A 17,034-nucleotide genomic window follows, 5' to 3' on the forward strand; every position below is an offset into this window, starting at 1 on the left:
GTGTCGATCAGGAATCGCCTGCTGTTCTGGCTGCTGTCCGGCCTTGCCTTCCTCGGCGTGTGTTTCATGGTCGCCGACTATCTGATCGACCGCGCCTTGCTGGCGGATATCTATGACGACCAGATGAACCAGATCGCCTTCGCCATCCCCGCCAATTTCAGCGGCGGCGACCTGGAAAAGAACACGCCGGCGCTGAAATACGATGGCGACGACAGCATCCTGCAGATCTGGGATAAAAACGGCAAGCAGACTTACCGTTCGCATCCGGACATCGCCCTGCCGCCATTTCCTAAGCCCGGATACAGTGAAGTGCGATGGCATGGCAACGAGTGGAAACTGTTCGTGCGCAAGACCGACCAGAACCTGATCCAGGTGGCGCAGTCGCTGGACGGCCGGCGCAATATCGCGCTCGACCATGCGCTGCGCTCGCTGGTGCCGCTGCTGATTTTCCTGCTGATCATGGGCTTGCTGATTCACTGGAGCGTCGGCACTGGCCTGCAGTCCTTGACCCGCCTGTCGCAAGAACTGGCCAAGCGCACGCCCGACAAGCTGGAAAGGCTGACATCCAAGGGGCAGCCGCTGGAAATCCAGCCCGTGACGCAAGCCATCGATACCTTGCTGCAGCGTCTCGGCGTGGCGCTCGAAAGCCAGAAAAAATTCATCGCGGATGCCTCGCACGAGCTGCGCACGCCGCTGGCGACCCTGCAAATCCAGGTCCAGCTGGTGGAGCAGTCGCTAGGCAGCGGCCGCGAAGCCAGCGCGCTGGCCGATCTGAAAGCCGGGGTGAAACGCAGCAGCCACCTGGTCGAACAGCTGCTGATGGCATCGCGCCTGGAGTTCGGCGGCATGCACGATCCGCACGTCCCGCTGCAGCTGCATGAAATCGTGCGGCAGGTGACCATCGATTTCATCCCCTACGCCAACAGCCGAAAAATCAATCTCGGGGTGGAGCAGCTGGATGCAGGCATCATCATGGGATCGGAATATCACATCCCTATCCTGGTCCGCAATCTGATCGATAATGCGATCCGCTACACGCCCAGCGGCGGCCAGGTGGACGTCGCCATCCGCGCCGGCAATCAAAAAATCGTCCTGGAAATCGAAGACAGCGGGCCCGGCATTCCACCGGAAGAGCGGCAGCGCGTGTTCGACCGTTTCTACCGCTGCCTGGTGCCGCAGGCAGCCGGCAGCGGACTCGGGCTGGCGATCGTCAAGCAAGTCACGGAACAGCATCAGGCCGAAGTCCACCTGGAACGCGCCGGCCGCTTGCCTGGCCTGAAGGCCAGCGTCCGGTTCAATGCGCTGGTTTCTGTCTGATACGAAAAACTGCGCCGGCAGGCGAGCTGCATTGGCGGCTTCTGGCGGGCGTGCGGAAGAGGGGAGTAATGCGGTCTGGCGGAGGAAACGGCGTTGCCGCCGTTTCCTCGCCCGGGCGCAGTTGCGCGCCCGTTCAAGCATGGATGTTGCTAACTATGCTGCGCAATCTTGCTCAATCGTTGGCAACCAGCGTTACGCCGCTGAAGGTTGCGTAGGAATTGAGCAGCAGGTAATACGTGCCTGCTTTCGGATTGCGGATGGTGATGGATTCCGATGTTGTCGAGCCATCCGACACGTACTGATAAGAGTCGATAGTCGGTGCGGAGCCGAAACTGACATAGATATCGGCATCGCCTCGGCCGCCGGAAGTCTTGAAGCTCAGGCTGGTGCGGCCGGCAGGAACCACGATGGTGTAGACCTTGCTGGAACCGGTAGGCAGGCCCAGGCCGGTCACTGGCACGCCGCTCTTCAGGACATTGCCTGGCGGCGGTGGTGGCGGCGTAGTGCCGGAACCGATGACCGAGGCAAAGTTGGCGACATTCAGGCTGCCGTAGCCGCTGGCGTAATCCCAGCCAGCCTTGGCCGCGTAGCCTTGGTTACCCGAAGTGATGTCGTGGAACATGCTTGGGTTGGCTGCGGCTTTCTGATAGATCGCTGCGGCAGGGAATGGCAGGCTGTTGTTGTTGGCCGATTGCACGCGGGCCCAGAAGCCGGTGAACAACGGCGCAGCCAGGCTGGTGCCGCCGATCTGGGTAGGAGAGCCGTTGATCAGGACCAAGGCGCCGCTCGAAGGATCCGCATCCAGTGAAATATCAGGAACGCCGCGTTGGCTCGAGGAACCGAGAACGCCGGAACTGACTTGCCAGCTAGGTGCTGCCTCAGTCAGGCTAGGACCGCCGCCGGCGCCGCCGCTTGCGCTTTGCTGGCAGCTCTGCCAGTCAGTGCAGGACCATACCGATTCCGAGGACCAGCTATTGCCGGAGCCGGTGCTGACCAGGGTGCCGCCCAGGGACATCACGTACGGCGAAACCGCCGGATAGCTCTGTGCAGTGGTGCTGGTGTTGCACTCATACGCGCCAGAATCGCCCGACGATACCGAGAACATCTGTCCCTGGGCAACGGCGGTCTGGAAGATCTGGTCGTTACTGGCTGTGATGCCGGACGATTGCGCGTCGTTCTCGCATTCGCCCAGCGAGACATTGATGGCTTGCGCCTGCTTGTCGGTCACCACCTGGTTGTAGGCCGCAGTCAGGTCGGCATCGCTCAGGGAGTTGGCGGTGTACAGGATCATCTGCTTGATAGTGCCGCCTGCTGCTGCCAGCGAACTTTGCGTATCCATGTTCCATTCATCGACACCGGAAGTGTCGCTGCTGGCGCCGTTGACCACCACGGTGGAGACGTTGGTTTGCGGGTAGCCGGAGTTGGACGTGAAAGTGTTCAAGTCCGCGATAGTCTGCGTCATGTCGCCAGAGGTGATGATGCCGATGGTGGCGTTGGTGGCGCTAGGCAGGCTGCTGGCGTTGTAGATGGTCGGGAAATCGGTCGGGTTGTGGCCGACTGCCGACATGGTTGTTGCGGCCACGCGCGCATCCTGTTTCTTCAGCATGGTGTGATGCAGGTGCACGGTTTGCAGGCCATGCACGGCCAGCACGATGCCGCCCAGTGCCTGCGGCACCGAAGCGTCGCTGATGTTGGCGTAGGCGTTGCGGCCGTTCACGCTATAGGTATGCAGCTCGGTATTGAAAGCAGTCTTCACCGAACCGGCGGAACCGTTGGCGCTGATCAGCAGGTTGTTGGCAGACACCGTGATATTGGTGAAGCCGCTTTTTGTCAGATGGCTGACGACAGCTTGCACCTGCTCCTTGGTAGGGGCATACAGACGCATGAAGTCCGCGTTGGACAAGGTTTTGTGCGAGCGGCCGGACATCAGGTCGGCAGTGAGCTGATCCAGTTCAGGCTTGTTGCGCAGTTTCAGCGCCACCACCACGTGGGTCAGTGCGCCGGACTGCATTGCCGAGATATGCGTCACAGCGGTTCGCGCCGTGCTTGCGACAGCAGTTGCCTTGGTCGCGGTTGGCGCCCAAGTCTCCGCCTGGGCGGTGGTGGCAAACGCGGCAAGGGTCAAGCCCGCGAGCGCCAGCAGTTTAAAGTTGGATCTGAATGTCATTACTTTACTCCGGTTTTTAAGGGATAAAGTGATCCCGCCAACGGTGGTCGGCTGGATCTGCTCAGTGGATGCATTCCCTTGAAATGTAAAGCTCTCAAGGGAAGTCGCAATTTCCCGCAGCGCCCGGCTGCAGGCGCTGCGGAGAAATGCCTTGTTGCCTGCCGCGCGGAAGCAGCGGGCATGGCGCAAACACCCGGCGGCGGATTGCTGGCTGCCTGGCTTGACAAAAAATCGGCGAACAGAAAGACTGCATGCGCGCTGCCTGCAGGCGCATGAACTGGTGCTACATCAAGGTTGGATCAGTGACGCGGTGCTACGCCCCTCAGCTGGGCGAGGGCAGCATGGCCTCGACGGATGCCGGCAAGCGGCAGGCGCAGAGGCCGGAGCTGCGAGCGGAATCGTCGGCCGACAATTCCGGGAGAAACAGGATGGCTGATTCGAATCCAGGGCAAGGCATAAGGCGCTCCTCTTGAGGATCATCGGCAGCTAAGGCTTTCGTCATGGCGCCGGCAACACGCGCTGGAAAACACCGCTGCTGCAACTGTTATGCACAATGTTTCTAAAATTTTCTTCAGTCTTCTCAGGAATTCAGACTAAAGGAATTATTTCTGCGTGGCAATATATGTTGCTCTTTATTTTGTAACTAGTGTTACAAGTTGTAACCGAAAAAAGAAAGACCTGTCTGTTTTTTAAACACCTGTTTTTGGTGCCCTAAAACGCTTTCCTGGAACGCGCTGTCACGCCGTATCGCCAGTCTGCAAGCGGGTTTCAAGGGTTTTTGCAAACTCCGGCGTTGAGCGAATCGGCCAATGGTCCAGCCATTTTCCCGAGAGGCGTCATGTCGGCAGAATCAGCCAAATCGCGCATCAGTTGCTTACCTTTGATTGTCGTCGCCGCCTTCTTCATGGAGTGCCTGGACACCACCATCGCCACCGCCGCCTTGCCGCGGATGGCGTGCGATTTCCATCCGGTCCGGATGGGCGCACTTGGCCATGAAGACTTGCGTCTTGCGTATTTACAGCCTCATGAGAACAGGCAGGGCGCAGAGTGACAAAAACGCTACAGAACGCCTGGATTGCATAGGAATATCGCGCGTTATTGCAATTCGCCAACTTGTTTCATTTACAATCGACGGTTGATCGTCGGCGCCGGTTTTTCAGTTGGAACCGGATCTGGCCCAAGGGAGCGTGACAGCAGCAGCGATTACAAAACTAGAATCACAAAACCAGAAACGAATAATGATGATTATTGGCATAGATCTCGGCACCACCAACAGCCTGGTGTCAGTTTGGCGCGACGGACAATCCCATATCATTCCCAACGCCTTGGGTGAAAACCTGACGCCGTCTTGCGTCAGCATCGATGAAGATGGCAGCGTGCTGGTCGGCAGGGCGGCGCGGGAGCGCTTGCAAACGCATCCAAACCGCAGCGCGGCCCTCTTCAAGCGCTATATGGGCAGTGAAAAGAAAATCCGCCTGGCCGGCAAGGAGTTCCGTCCCGAAGAGCTGTCGTCCATGGTGCTGCGCTCCCTGAAAGCGGATGCTGAGAATTTCCTCGGCGAAGCCGTGGAAGAAGCGATCATCACCGTCCCCGCTTATTTCAGCGACGCCCAGCGCAAAGCTACCCGCGTCGCCGGCCAGCTGGCGGGCTTGAAGGTGGAGCGGCTGCTGAACGAACCTACCGCGGCGGCGCTGGCATATGGCATGCAAGATGTCGCTGCCGAAAGCAAGTTCCTGGTGTTCGACCTGGGCGGCGGCACTTTCGATATCTCGATCCTGGAAATGTTCGAAGGCGTCATGGAGGTCAGGGCATCGGCAGGAGACAATTTCCTCGGCGGCGAAGATTTCGCCACCTTGCTGTGCGACGCCTTTGTGGAAAAAAGCGGCTTGCGGGCATCGATGGACGGCATGCTGCGCACGCCCCAGCAAGACCAGCGCTTGCGCGACGAGGCCGAGAAGGTCAAGCGCCAGCTTTCGGAAGCTTCCAGCGTCACCATGCGCATGCAATACGGCGAGCAGGAATATAAATGGCTGATCGATGAAGAAGCCTTCACGAAGCTGGCGGAGCCGTTGCTGGCGCGCTTGCGCACCCCGATCGAACGGGCCCTGCGCGATGCCCGCATCCGCGCCGCGACGCTGGACAAGATCGTGCTGGCCGGCGGCGCCACACGCATGCCGATGGTGCGCAAGCTGGTGTCGCGCATGTTCGGCCGCTTCCCGCTGGTGCATTTCAATCCGGACGAAGTAGTGGCGCTGGGCGCGGCGGTGCAGGCCGGCCTGAAGATGCGCGATTCGGCGCTCGACGAGGTCGTCATGACCGACGTTTCGCCTTATTCGCTGGGAATCGCGATTTCGCGCCAGGTCGGCCCGAACCAATACATACCCGGCCATTACCTGCCGATCATCGAGCGCAATATGGTGGTGCCGGTGTCGCGCGTGGAAAACATCACCACCATCCAGGATAACCAGAAAGAACTGCATGTGGCGATTTACCAGGGCGAGTCGCGCCTGGTGAAAGACAACGTCTACCTTGGAACGATCCAGTTCCCGGTGCCGCTGAAGAAGGCGGGCCAGATCGCGGTCGATGTGCGCTTCACCTACGATCTGAACGGCATCCTCGAAGCCGAAGCCACGGTGGCCGGGACCGATCAGGTGCACAAGCTTGTGATTGCGGAAAATCCCGGCGTCATGTCGCCCGAGCAGATCGAACAGCGTTTCCAGGAGCTGGAGCACCTCAAGATCCACCCGCGCAGCCAGGCCGAAAACCGTGCCCTGATGGCGCGCGCGGAGCGTCTGTATGAGCAGTCGCTGGGAGATGCAAGGACCTTTCTTTCGCATCGCATCGCGTCGTTTCAGGCGCTGCTTGAATCGCAGAAGATGGATGAAATCCGGCATGCGCGCGCAGAGTTGAAGAAGCATCTCGATCACGTCGAAAATGAAAGCTATATCTGATGCACTCTGAATGGAATCAGTGGATCTGGAGCGCCCTTGATATTCCGCCCTCCGACGATGAGCGCACCGTCAAGCGCGCCTACGCCAAGCGCTTGAAGGTAGTGCGTCCGGACGACGATCCGGAAAAATTCCAGGCCTTGAGGCAGGCGTATGAACGCGCCTTGGCGCTGATCGAGCATTCGTTTTCCCGCAAGGATGAAGAGCTGGAGCCGCCAGCCGCCGCGCAAGATGCGGTTGCGGCAGGCCAGACGGCAGCGCACACGGAAGTGGAAACCGCGGCGCTTTCCCAGCCCGCTGCCGGCAAGCGCGCCGTCGCCTTGCATCAAGACCAGGCAAGCTTGCTGGAGGCCGTGCAGCCGGCGTTTGATGCGGCGGCAGCGGCGGACTCCCTGTGGCAGGCCTTGATGCTGAAGATGACACCCGGGCAGTTGCGCTACACCTCCGCGATCCTGGCAAATTTCGTGAAGACCGAGGATTTCGAGAATTTCGACGTCCGCGACGCCTTCGAATTCCATGCAATGCAATACTGCGCCAGCCAGAATGCCGACCAGACGGCGCGCGCCGCCATGGTCGAGCACTTCGGCTGGGTTGACAATGCGCAGCATCTGTTCCAGCACAATCCGGAGCTGGCGCGGACCGCGCTGGCCCGCTACCAGGCAGACCAGGGATACAAGTGGCTGGAAAATGCTGCCATCGTCGGCTCGAAGGTGGCCCTGGCGTTGATCCAGACCGTGGTTCCCAAGCGCTCGATGCGCTTGTACGAGCGCAAATTCGTGGCTGAAATGAAGGAGCTGGTGCAAAGAATCCGCTGGCACTCCTCGGAACTGCTGGCGTACCGCCTCAATGCAGAGGTCTTCGCATGGTGGGAGCGGCAGGTGCATACCCCGCGACTGAGCGTGCATTCAGGCGTCGTTGCCTTGCTGTGCGGCGCGCTGGTGTTCGGCTTGCTCAGGGCCTTGTGCGCCAGCTTGATCCCGGAAAAACTGCAGGATGCGGTCGCGCTGGCAGGTTTCGCCCTGATCGAAGCTGGCGCGCTTTGGCTGGCTTACCTGGCGGTCAAGAAGGGCATCTTGCAACGCGTAATGCAGTGGCTGTACGCCAGGCACCTGACGAAACGGGTGCAAGTCGGCTGGATGCCATTGTTCGTGCTGTGCTCGACCGCCGCCATGTTCGATCTCCGCGGCGAGTGGGCGCATGGCCTGATCGATGCGGGCTTGTTCGCGTGTCTGCTGCTTTCCTCGTTTGCAGCATGGCGCTTTCTCAATATCGTCGGCTTCATTATTGTTGTGCTGCTGGCCAGCGTCTTGGGAGGAATCGGCGGACTTGGATTCTCCATTTTTCCGGGATTCGGATTTTGGGAGTGCAGCCTGATCGCGCTGCCTATCGCGACCATGCTGGTGCGGGGCGGGGAGTACTACTATGGCTTGTCGAATTTTTCCGGCAGTTCTCTCTGGAAGATTCGCCTAGCCTGGCTTGGCATCGCCGGACTGGTGTTTTACCTGGGGACCCTGGCCACGCCAGAGCACTATATTGTGCCTGCCGTGGCGGCATGGATCTGGTCTTTGCTGAGCTTCCCGATTGCCAACGTGTATCTCGGCAGCGGCGCCACCGGCATGAGAGTGTATGCCTTTGGCCTGGTGACCATTGTCGCCAGCGCGGTGCTCGAAAAAACGATTCCTTCCATTCATTTGACTTCGACCATGCTGCTCGTCATGGCCTTGTTCATCGGCTGCAATATCCAGGTTTGCAGAGATAGCGGCCGTAAATTCTCTTGAGGGCGATTCTCATCAATTTAGTTGTCGCGATCCTATGTAATTAGTTGTAGAATCGCAACAAAAAAATTACAACAAAATTAATGGCGCAAAACTGCGAGGCCGGCCTGCAAAGGGCTGGTTTTGCGTTGTGCTTATTCGGGGCAGAAGTTTCTATCCGCCTAAATGCAAAGTTGATACAGGACGATGAAATGATAGTGATCTGGAAGGGATGGGGGTTGCTGGTGATAGTCATCACGGCATTGATAGTAGTATTGACGACGGTGCTTTTTGAAAAAGCCGGCTTGTCCGTAGCCTATGGCGGTGCGCTCGGGATGATCCTTTCTGCAGGCGCCATCTGGCTGGCCGGGAACAAATTCAATTCGCCGCAGAAGAATCGGGTTTTGCTCGACAAGCGGACTGGCGCCGAGGTGATTTTGAAGCCGGACCATTCTTTGTTCTTCATCAAGATGCAATACTGGGCGTTCATTGCCGGCGCGATCGGCCTGTTCATGCTGGTCAATCTGCTTGCGGGCCGTTCATCCTGAGGCAGCCGGTTTTAAAAATAGAGCGGCACAGCGCACAGCAAGCTGCCGTTTTCATGTTTTCCTAGTCTGAGGACGTCCATGCGACAAGCAATCGAGCGTAAAGCAGTAAGCAACAGCGCCATGAAATTTCCGGGGCTGTTTTTTTTCGCCCGCGGCTTCCTGCGAGCGAGCGGCCGGCTTATCCTTGCGCTGCCCGCAGCCATGTTGTTCAGCCAGATGGCGCATGCCGCCAGCATCAATAGCTTTTCTCCGCAGGGCGACATCACCCAGGTGCGCCAGGTGCGCGTCAATTTCTCGGAGGCTGCCGTCAAGTTCGGCGACCCGAAGGCGCCGATGCCCTTCGACATCAGCTGCGCCGAAGCCGGCAGCGGCCGCTGGGCCGATGAACGCAACTGGATCTATGACTTCGTGCGCGACATAGGGCCGGGCACGCGCTGCAGCTTCACGCTCAAGCCAGGCTTCAAGTTATTGTCCGGCGCCGCTGTGTCCGGCAAAACCAGCTTTCAATTCAATACCGGCGGCCCCGCCGTGATCAATGTCATGCCGTCGGGAGAGCGCATCGAGGAAGAGCAGATCTTCATCCTGGTGCAGAACGGCGCGGCGACCAGCGAAAGCATCTTGCAGCATGTGTATTGCGAAGCGGAAGGCGTGCATGAACGGATCCCTGTAAAACTGATCGCCGGCACGGTGCGCAAGGACCTGCTCGAGCATTTTGCCGAAAAAATCAATCCCGAGCGCGTCAGCACACTGCAGTGCCAGCAGCGCCTGCCTAACGACAGTGCGGTCAGCCTGACCTGGGACAAGGGCGTGGCGACTCCCTCCGGCATCGCCAGCCGCCAGCCGCAGGTGTTCAAGTTCAAGGTGCGGCCGAGCTTCACCGCCAGCTTCAGCTGCGAGCGCGAAAATGCCAATGCGGCCTGCGCGCCGATTCTGCCTGCGCGCCTGGTGTTTACCGCGCCGGTGCCGCGCAAGCTGGCCGAGAATGTCACGCTGAGCGGCGCCAACGGCAAGCTCAAGCCATTCTTTGACAAGACCGACACTGAAGATACGGTGACGCAGCTGACCTTCAATCCGCCTTTCGCCGAAAAATCGGAACTGAGCATCGAGCTGCCGAAAGACTTCCAGGATGAAAACGGCCGTCCCTTGTCAAACGCCGCCGCCTTCCCGATGAAAACCCGCATGGCGGATTATCCGCCGCTGGCGAAATTCCCCTCGGCGCCGTTCGGCATCATCGAACTCAATGCCGACGCCACCTTGCCGGTCACCCTGCGCAACGTCGAGGCCGGAATGGTTGCGCGCAGCGCCGACGGCAAGATCCATCCGGGCAATGTCAGCAACCTCAAAGTCACGGACGACCAGAGCATCATCGCCTGGCTGACCAAGCTCAACCGTTATCACGAGAACACCATCACCATCAACAAGAAGCCGGTGGAAACGCGCAGCATCGGCATCCTGGCCAAGCAGGCCGGCGTCAAGACCCTGGCGCTGCCGCAACCGCCGGAAAGCAAGGACGGCATCCGGCCGTTTGAAGTGATCGGCATTCCGCTCAAGGATCCTGGCTTCTATGTGGTCGAACTGGAATCGCAAAAGCTGGGCGCGGCACTGCTGGGCAAGGCCGCGCCGATGTTCGTGCGCACCAGCGCGCTGGTGACGAATTTGTCGGTGCATGTCAAGATCGGCCGCCAGAACGGCGCGGTGTGGGTCACCACGCTGGATAACGCCAAGCCGGTGAGCGATGCCGATGTGCGGATTTCCGATTGCACCGGCACCGAGCTGTGGCGCGGCAAGACCGACAAGACCGGGATCGTCATGGTGCCGGAATTTCCGGAGGACGCTTGCCGCAACGGCGGCGATGGCGAGTCCGGGAAAATCTCCGGTTTCTTTATCAGCGCTCGCAAGACCGATGAAAAAGGCCGCGCCGACATGGCGTTCGCCTTGACGTCCTGGAACAACGGCATCGAATCCTGGCGCTTCAACCTGCCGACCGATACCGATAAGGCTTCCACCGTGCGCGCCCACACAGTGTTCGACCGCACCTTGTTCCGCGCCGGCGAAACGGTGTCGATGAAGCATGTGATCCGTACCGAGACCATGCAGGGTTTCGGCCTGCTGGCGAAAGACAAGCTGCCGACCCGGGTGCGCATCATCCACCAGGGCAGCGGCCAGGAGTACCAGTTTGCCTTGGCCTGGCGCGGCCAGAAAAATGCGGAAACCGTGTTCGAGATTCCGAAAGAAGCCAAGCTCGGCAGTTATGAAGTGATGCTCGACAGCGGGGCGCCGAAGAATGTCGCCGAGGCCGGCAATGCGAATGAAGGCAGCGATAACAGCAGCGACGAGGGCGACGACGAAGGCCACGACCGCCGCAGTTACAGCACAGGCAGCTTCCGGGTCGAGGAATTCCGCCTGCCGTTGCTGCAAGGGCGGATCACGCCGCCGAAGAGCCTGGTGGCGCCGAAGGAAGTGCCGCTGGACGTGCAGTTGAACTACCTGAACGGCGGCGGCGCTTCCGGCCAGTCGGTGCACGTCACCAGCCTGTTGCGCAGCAAGGGCGTGAGCTTTTCCGCCTACGACGGCTATTCCTTTTCTGCCGCGCGCAACGAAGGAGACAGCAGCGCCGACGAGCAGAAGATCGTCGCCGACAAATTGCCGGTGACGCTGGACAAGAACGGCGGCGGCAAGACGGTGATCAAGGATTTGCCGGCGATTGCGGCGCCCAAGGAATTGTTGACGGAAATGACTTTCGCCGACCCGAATGGCGAAATCCAGACCGTGTCGAGCGTGACCCCGGTATGGCCGGCGGCGGTGGTGGTCGGCCTCAAGGCCGGGGAGTGGGTCTCGGTCAAGAAGAAGCTGACCTTGACTGCCGTCGCCCTGAATGCCGCGGGCCAGCCGCAAAGCGGCGTGCCGATTGAGATCAGCGGTTCGTCCAAGGTCACCAACTCGCATCGCAAGCGCATGGTCGGCGGTTTCTACGCCTATGAAAACACCAGCACCGGCACCGACCTGGGTTCGCTGTGCTCGGGTAAAACCGACGCCCGCGGCTTGATGATCTGCACCGTCGAACTGTCGGAGCCAGGCAATATCGAACTGACGGCCAAGGGCAAGGACGACAGCGGCAAGGTGTCGGTCGCCGCCAGCTCGGTATGGGTGACCAAGCAGGGCGAGCTGTGGTTCGATGGCGAAAACCAGGACCGTATCGATATCCTGCCGGAGAAAAAGAGCTACCAGCCGGGCGAAACCGCCAAGTTCCAGGTGCGCATGCCGTTCCGCTATGCGACCGTGCTGGTGGCGGTGGAGCGCGAAGGCGTGGTCGAAACCCAGGTGCTTCAGCTGAACGGCCAGGATCCGACCTTCAGCTTGCCGGTCAAGGCCGGCTATGCGCCCAACATCTTCGTCTCGGTGCTGGCGGTGCGCGGCCGCATGCGCGACGTACCGTGGTATTCCTTCTTTACCTGGGGTTGGAAAGAACCCTTGAACTGGTGGCATGAGTTCAAGGAATACCAGGCCCCAAGCGCCACCGTCGACCTGGCCAAGCCGGCATACAAGTTCGGCATCGCCGAAATCTCGGTCGGCAGCGCCGCCAACCAGCTGGCGGTGATGGTCAAGGCCGATCAGCCTAGCTACGCCATCCGCACGACGGCCAAGGTGAACATTCAGGTCAACCTGCCGAGCGGCAAGCCGGCCGCCGGCGCTGAAATCGCGCTGGCCGCGGTGGATGAAGCGCTGCTCGAACTGGAGCCGAACAAGAGCTGGGACTTGCTGCAGGCGATGCTGCAGCGGCGCAGCTACGGCGTGGAAACGTCGACCGCGCAGATGCAGGTGGTGGGCAAGCGCCACTACGGCCGCAAGGCGATACCGGCCGGCGGCGGCGGCGGCAAGTCGCCGACGCGCGAACTGTTCGATACCTTGTTGCTGTGGAAGCCGGCCATCGTGCTGGACGCCAATGGCCGCGCCCAGATCGATGTGCCGCTCAACGACGCCCTGACCAGCTTCAAGATCGTCGCCGTGGCGCAGAGCGGCGACAGCCTGTTCGGCACCGGCGCCGTCAGCATCCGTTCCACCCAGGACTTGCAGCTGATCTCAGGCTTGCCGCCGCTGGTGCGCGAGGGCGACGATTTCAGCGCCATGGTGACGGTGCGTAACACCACCACCCGCGTCATGCAGGTCAACGCCACTGCCCAGGCCGTCGGCCTAGGTTCAGCTGCGCCACTGCCAGCCAAGGACCTGAGCATTCCGGCGGGCGAGTCGCGCGAACTGGTGTGGGCGGTGACCGTGCCGGCAGACGCCAAGCAGCTGGTGTGGGAAATCAATGCGCAGGAGCAGGGCGGCCCCAAGGTCAAGGACGCCATCAAGTTTACCCAGCGCGTGGTGCCGGCAGTGCCGGTGACGGTGCAGCAGGCCACCATGTTCCAGCTCGACAAGCCGTTCAGCATGGCGGTGGCGCCGCCGGCCGACGGCCTGCCGGGGCGCGGCGGCCTGGCGGTTTCGCTGGCGTCCTCGCTGGCCGGCAACAGCGAAGGCTTGCGGCGCTATTTCGTCAACTATCCGTTCTCCTGCCTGGAGCAAAAGACCTCGCGCGCGATCGGCTTGCGTGACGACGTCGCCTGGCAGAAGGTGGCCAACGATTTGCCGACCTATCTCGACAGCGACGGCCTGGCTTACTACTACCCGCCCAGCGCCAGCAATGCCGGGCGCGGCAGCGACACCCTGACCGCCTATCTGCTGGCAGTCACGCAAGAGTCCGGCTTTGCGATTCCGCAGCAAAGCCGCGACAAGATGCTGGACGGCCTGGCTGCTTTCGTCGAAGGCAAGATCACGCGCGATTTCTGGTCGCCCAAGAAGGACCTGGATGTGCGCAAGCTGGCCGCGCTGGAAGCGCTGTCGCGCTATGACCGGGTGCGCCCGGCCATGCTCGATTCGATCCAGCTCTCGCCCAACCTGTGGCCAACCTCCGCCGTGCTGGACTGGATCAACATCCTGCAGCGGGTCTCCAGCATCCCGGATCGCGCCAAGCGCCTGGCCGAGGCCGACCAGATCATCCGCGCCCGCCTGAACTACCAAAGCACGCGCATGGGCTTCTCCACCGAGACCGACGACTACTGGTGGTGGCTGATGGCCAGCGCCGACGTCAACGCCACCCGGCTGGTGCTGACCATGCTCGATAATCCGGCCTGGAAGGAAGACATGCCGAAGCTGATCAACGGCGCCATCCAGCGGCAGTCGCGCGGCCACTGGGCGACTACCACGGCCAATGTCTGGGGCAGCCTGGCCATGCAGAAATTCGGCCAGAAGTTCGAGGCTGAAAAAGTCGCCGGCGTGACCAAGGCCTCGCTGGAGCAGGGCGCTGCCGTGGCCAGCAGCCAAAGCTTCAGCTGGCCGACGGCTACGGCGGAAGGCGGCAAGCTGCAGCTGCCATGGCCCGCTGTTGCTGCTGCCACCGCGGCGCCGGCAGAGCTCAAGCTGACGCATGCCGGCAGCGGCGCTCCATGGGTGACCGTGCAAAGCCTGGCGGCAGTGGTGCTGAAGAAGCCGTTCTCCAGCGGTTACCGGATCGCCAAGAGCATCGTGCCGGTCGAGCAAAAGGAAAAGGGCAAATACAGCCGCGGCGATATCTACCGGGTCGACCTGGAGATCGACGCCCAGACCGACATGACCTGGGTGGTGGCGACCGATCCGATTCCGTCCGGCGCCACCTTGCTGGGCTCCGGCCTGGGCCGCGATTCGGCGATTGCCACCAGCAGCGAACGGCCCAGCGGCAGCGCCTGGCTGGCGTATGAAGAGCGCAGCTTCGAGTCTTTCCGCAGCTACTATGAATACGTGCCCAAGGGTAAATTCACCATGACCTATACCTTCCGCCTCAACAATCCGGGTGAGTTCAGCTTGCCGCCGACTCGGGTCGAGGCGATGTATGCGCCGGAAATGTTTGGCGAATTCCCTAATCCGAAGTGGACGGTGAAGTGAAATTGAAGCAAAACACGGTTCCTGGCGCGCGCGGCAAAAACCTTGCGGCGCCCGGGAGCCGGGGCTGTTTTTCATCTCTGAAAGGCTGGCCGCTTGCGGCCGTGCTGTTGCTTGCCGTGAGCGCCGCGCCAGCGCATGCGCTGCAAAAATTCGCCGACGTCCAGCAGGAATTCCGCTCCTCCGAAGCCAGCCTGTACGACCGCAAGGGCCAGCTGCTGCAGCAGATCCGCCTGAATCCGCATGAGCGGCGCTTGTCCTGGGTGGCGCTGGAAGACGTCTCGCCTGCCTTGCGCAGCGCCCTGGTGGCCTCGGAAGACCGGCGTTTCTACCAGCATAGCGGGGTCGACTGGAATGCGGTAGCGGCCGCCGCCTGGGGCAATCTGTGGAACAGCCGCACCCGCGGCGCTTCGACCATTACCATGCAGCTGGCCGGTTTGCTGGACGACGACCTGCGGCGCCGCAATTCGCCGCGCTCCTTCAGCCAGAAGCTGTCGCAGGTGATGGTGGCGCAGCTGCTGGAGCGCAACTGGCGCAAGGACCAGATCCTGGAAGCCTATCTGAACCTGGTCAGCTTTCGCGGCGAACTGGTCGGCATCCACGCCTTGTCGCGGGTCTTGTTCGGCAAGCATCCGGGCGGCCTGAGCCGGCGCGAAGCAGCCATCGCCGTGGCCCTGATCCGCGGCCCCAACGCCACCCCGGCGCGCGTCACTGAACGCGCCTGCCGCATCCTGCAGGAACAGCAGGCCGGCCAGGAATGCAAGGACCTGGAAAGCTTCACCTTGCTAGCCCTGGCGCGTACCGGCTCCAATTCCGAAGTGGTGGTCACCACCACCGCGCCGCAGCTGGCGCCGCATCTGGCGCGCAAGCTGCTGCGCACGCCGGGACAGTCGCTGCGCTCGACGCTGGATGGCGGCGTGCAGCGCGTCGCCACCGACGCTCTGCAGCGGCAGCTGGCGGCGCTGACCGACCGCAACATCCAGGACGGCGCCATCCTCGCCATCGACAACGCCAGCGGCGACGTGCTGGCCTGGGTCGGTTCCAGCAGCACCTTTTCCAATGCCGCCGAGGTCGACGGCGTGGTGGCCTTGCGCCAGGCTGGCTCGACCCTGAAGCCCTTCCTGTACGAGATGGCGATCGAAAAGAAATGGATGACGGCCGCCTCGCTGCTCAACGATGCGGCGATCAACCTGCCGACTGCCAGCGGCCTGTATATCCCGCAAAATTACGACAAACAGTTCAAGGGCCTGGTCAGCGTGCGCACCGCGCTCGGTTCATCGCTGAACATCCCGGCGGTGCGCACACTGGTGACGGTGACGCCGACGGCTTTTTTCCAGCGCCTGCAAAGCCTCGGCTTCCAGCTGCGCGAATCCGGCGACTACTATGGCTACAGCCTGGCGCTGGGCAGCGCCGATGTCAGCCTGCTGGCGCTCACCAATGCCTATCGCGCGCTGGCCAACCAGGGCCGCTACAGCGGCATACGGACCTCGCTGAGCGACCCGGCGGTAAAGATGAGCAAGGCGATGGACCCCGGCGCCGCCTTCATCATCGGCGACATCCTGTCCGACCGCAGCGCCCGCAGCCGCACCTTCGGCCTCGAAAACGCACTGTCGACGCGGGTCTGGACCGCAGTCAAGACCGGTACCTCGAAAGACATGCGCGACAACTGGGCGGTCGGCTATTCAGACCGCTATACCGTCGGCGTCTGGGTCGGCAACGCCTCCGGCCTGCCGATGTGGGACGTCTCCGGCGTCACCGGCGCCGCGCCGATCTGGCAGGAAGTCATGCAATACCTGCACACGCGCGACCAGCAGCGCCAGACCATTCCCCAAAAGCCGGATGGCGTCGTGGCGCAGGAGATCAGCTACCAAGACAAGCTGGAAGCGCCGCGCCAGGAGTATTTCCTGGCCGGCACCGAACAAGCGCTGATCAGGACCGCGAAATCCGACGACATCGGCATTGCGATACGCTATCCGACGCCGGGCATGCTGGTGGCGCTGGACCCGGATATCCCGCCGGAGCGGCAGCGCATACGGTTTGAAGCGGGCGGTGTGCCCAATGCCGTCTGGCGGCTGGACGGCAAGCTGCTGACCATGCCGGAAGCGATGCCTAAAGGCGGCAAGAAAAAGAACAGCCGGCAGGCGCATACGCAAAACCCGCAGCTCGCATTCGACTGGATGCCATGGCCGGGGCGGCATGTGCTGGAATTGTTGGATGACAAGCAGACGGTGCTGGACCAGGTCCGGTTCGAGGTGCGCGGCGCTGTTGAAAGAGAAGCCGCTCCGAAAGCCGGGCGTAGCGTGAAAAAGTAATGGATGCGGATATCGGATGTGTTCCCACTC

Annotated in this window: 8 protein-coding genes; 7 read left to right on the plus strand and 1 reads right to left on the minus strand. The window is 61.4% G+C overall.

What is annotated here, in order from left to right; genetic code table 11:
- Positions 1–1,317, plus strand: a complete 1,317-nt coding sequence (locus KHU30_RS01235) for an ATP-binding protein (protein ID WP_329956626.1) — start codon at positions 1–3, stop codon at positions 1,315–1,317.
- 172 nt (positions 1,318–1,489) lie between these two features.
- On the opposite strand, the gene KHU30_RS01240 is transcribed toward KHU30_RS01235, so the two are convergent.
- On the minus strand, positions 1,490–3,484 hold the full coding sequence (locus KHU30_RS01240) for a protease pro-enzyme activation domain-containing protein (protein ID WP_211440834.1): 1,995 nt from the start codon (positions 3,482–3,484) through the stop codon (positions 1,490–1,492).
- 838 nt (positions 3,485–4,322) lie between these two features.
- Between KHU30_RS01240 and KHU30_RS01245 the strand changes: the two genes are divergently transcribed.
- The 6 genes from KHU30_RS01245 to pbpC all read left to right on the plus strand — a co-directional run bounded on the left by KHU30_RS01245 (position 4,323) and on the right by pbpC (position 17,004).
- Positions 4,323–4,535, plus strand: coding sequence for a hypothetical protein (locus KHU30_RS01245; protein WP_211440835.1), 213 nt, complete (start codon positions 4,323–4,325; stop codon positions 4,533–4,535).
- A 190-nt stretch (positions 4,536–4,725) separates the two neighbouring features.
- Positions 4,726–6,435, plus strand: coding sequence for a molecular chaperone HscC (locus KHU30_RS01250; protein ID WP_329956649.1), 1,710 nt, complete (start codon positions 4,726–4,728; stop codon positions 6,433–6,435).
- Entirely contained in the window at positions 6,435–8,210 is a 1,776-nt protein-coding gene (locus KHU30_RS01255; protein ID WP_211440837.1) for a J domain-containing protein, read from the plus strand. Before KHU30_RS01250 ends, KHU30_RS01255 begins: the two co-directional genes overlap by 1 nt.
- Before the next feature lie 80 nt (positions 8,211–8,290).
- On the plus strand, positions 8,291–8,734 hold the full coding sequence (locus KHU30_RS01260) for a hypothetical protein (RefSeq protein ID WP_211440838.1): 444 nt from the start codon (positions 8,291–8,293) through the stop codon (positions 8,732–8,734).
- Positions 8,735–8,854: 120 nt separating this feature from the next.
- Positions 8,855–14,695 (plus strand): alpha-2-macroglobulin family protein, encoded by a 5,841-nt coding sequence (locus KHU30_RS01265; protein WP_230427144.1) that lies wholly within the window; start codon positions 8,855–8,857, stop codon positions 14,693–14,695.
- 77 nt (positions 14,696–14,772) lie between these two features.
- The gene (gene pbpC / locus KHU30_RS01270; protein ID WP_211442152.1) at positions 14,773–17,004 is read left to right on the plus strand and encodes a penicillin-binding protein 1C; all 2,232 of its coding nucleotides are present in this window, start codon (positions 14,773–14,775) and stop codon (positions 17,002–17,004) included.
- Positions 17,005–17,034: the final 30 nt, after the last annotated feature.

This window comes from Collimonas humicola (assembly GCF_018304945.1).
GTDB classification, from domain to species: Bacteria; Pseudomonadota; Gammaproteobacteria; order Burkholderiales; family Burkholderiaceae_D; genus Collimonas; species Collimonas humicola.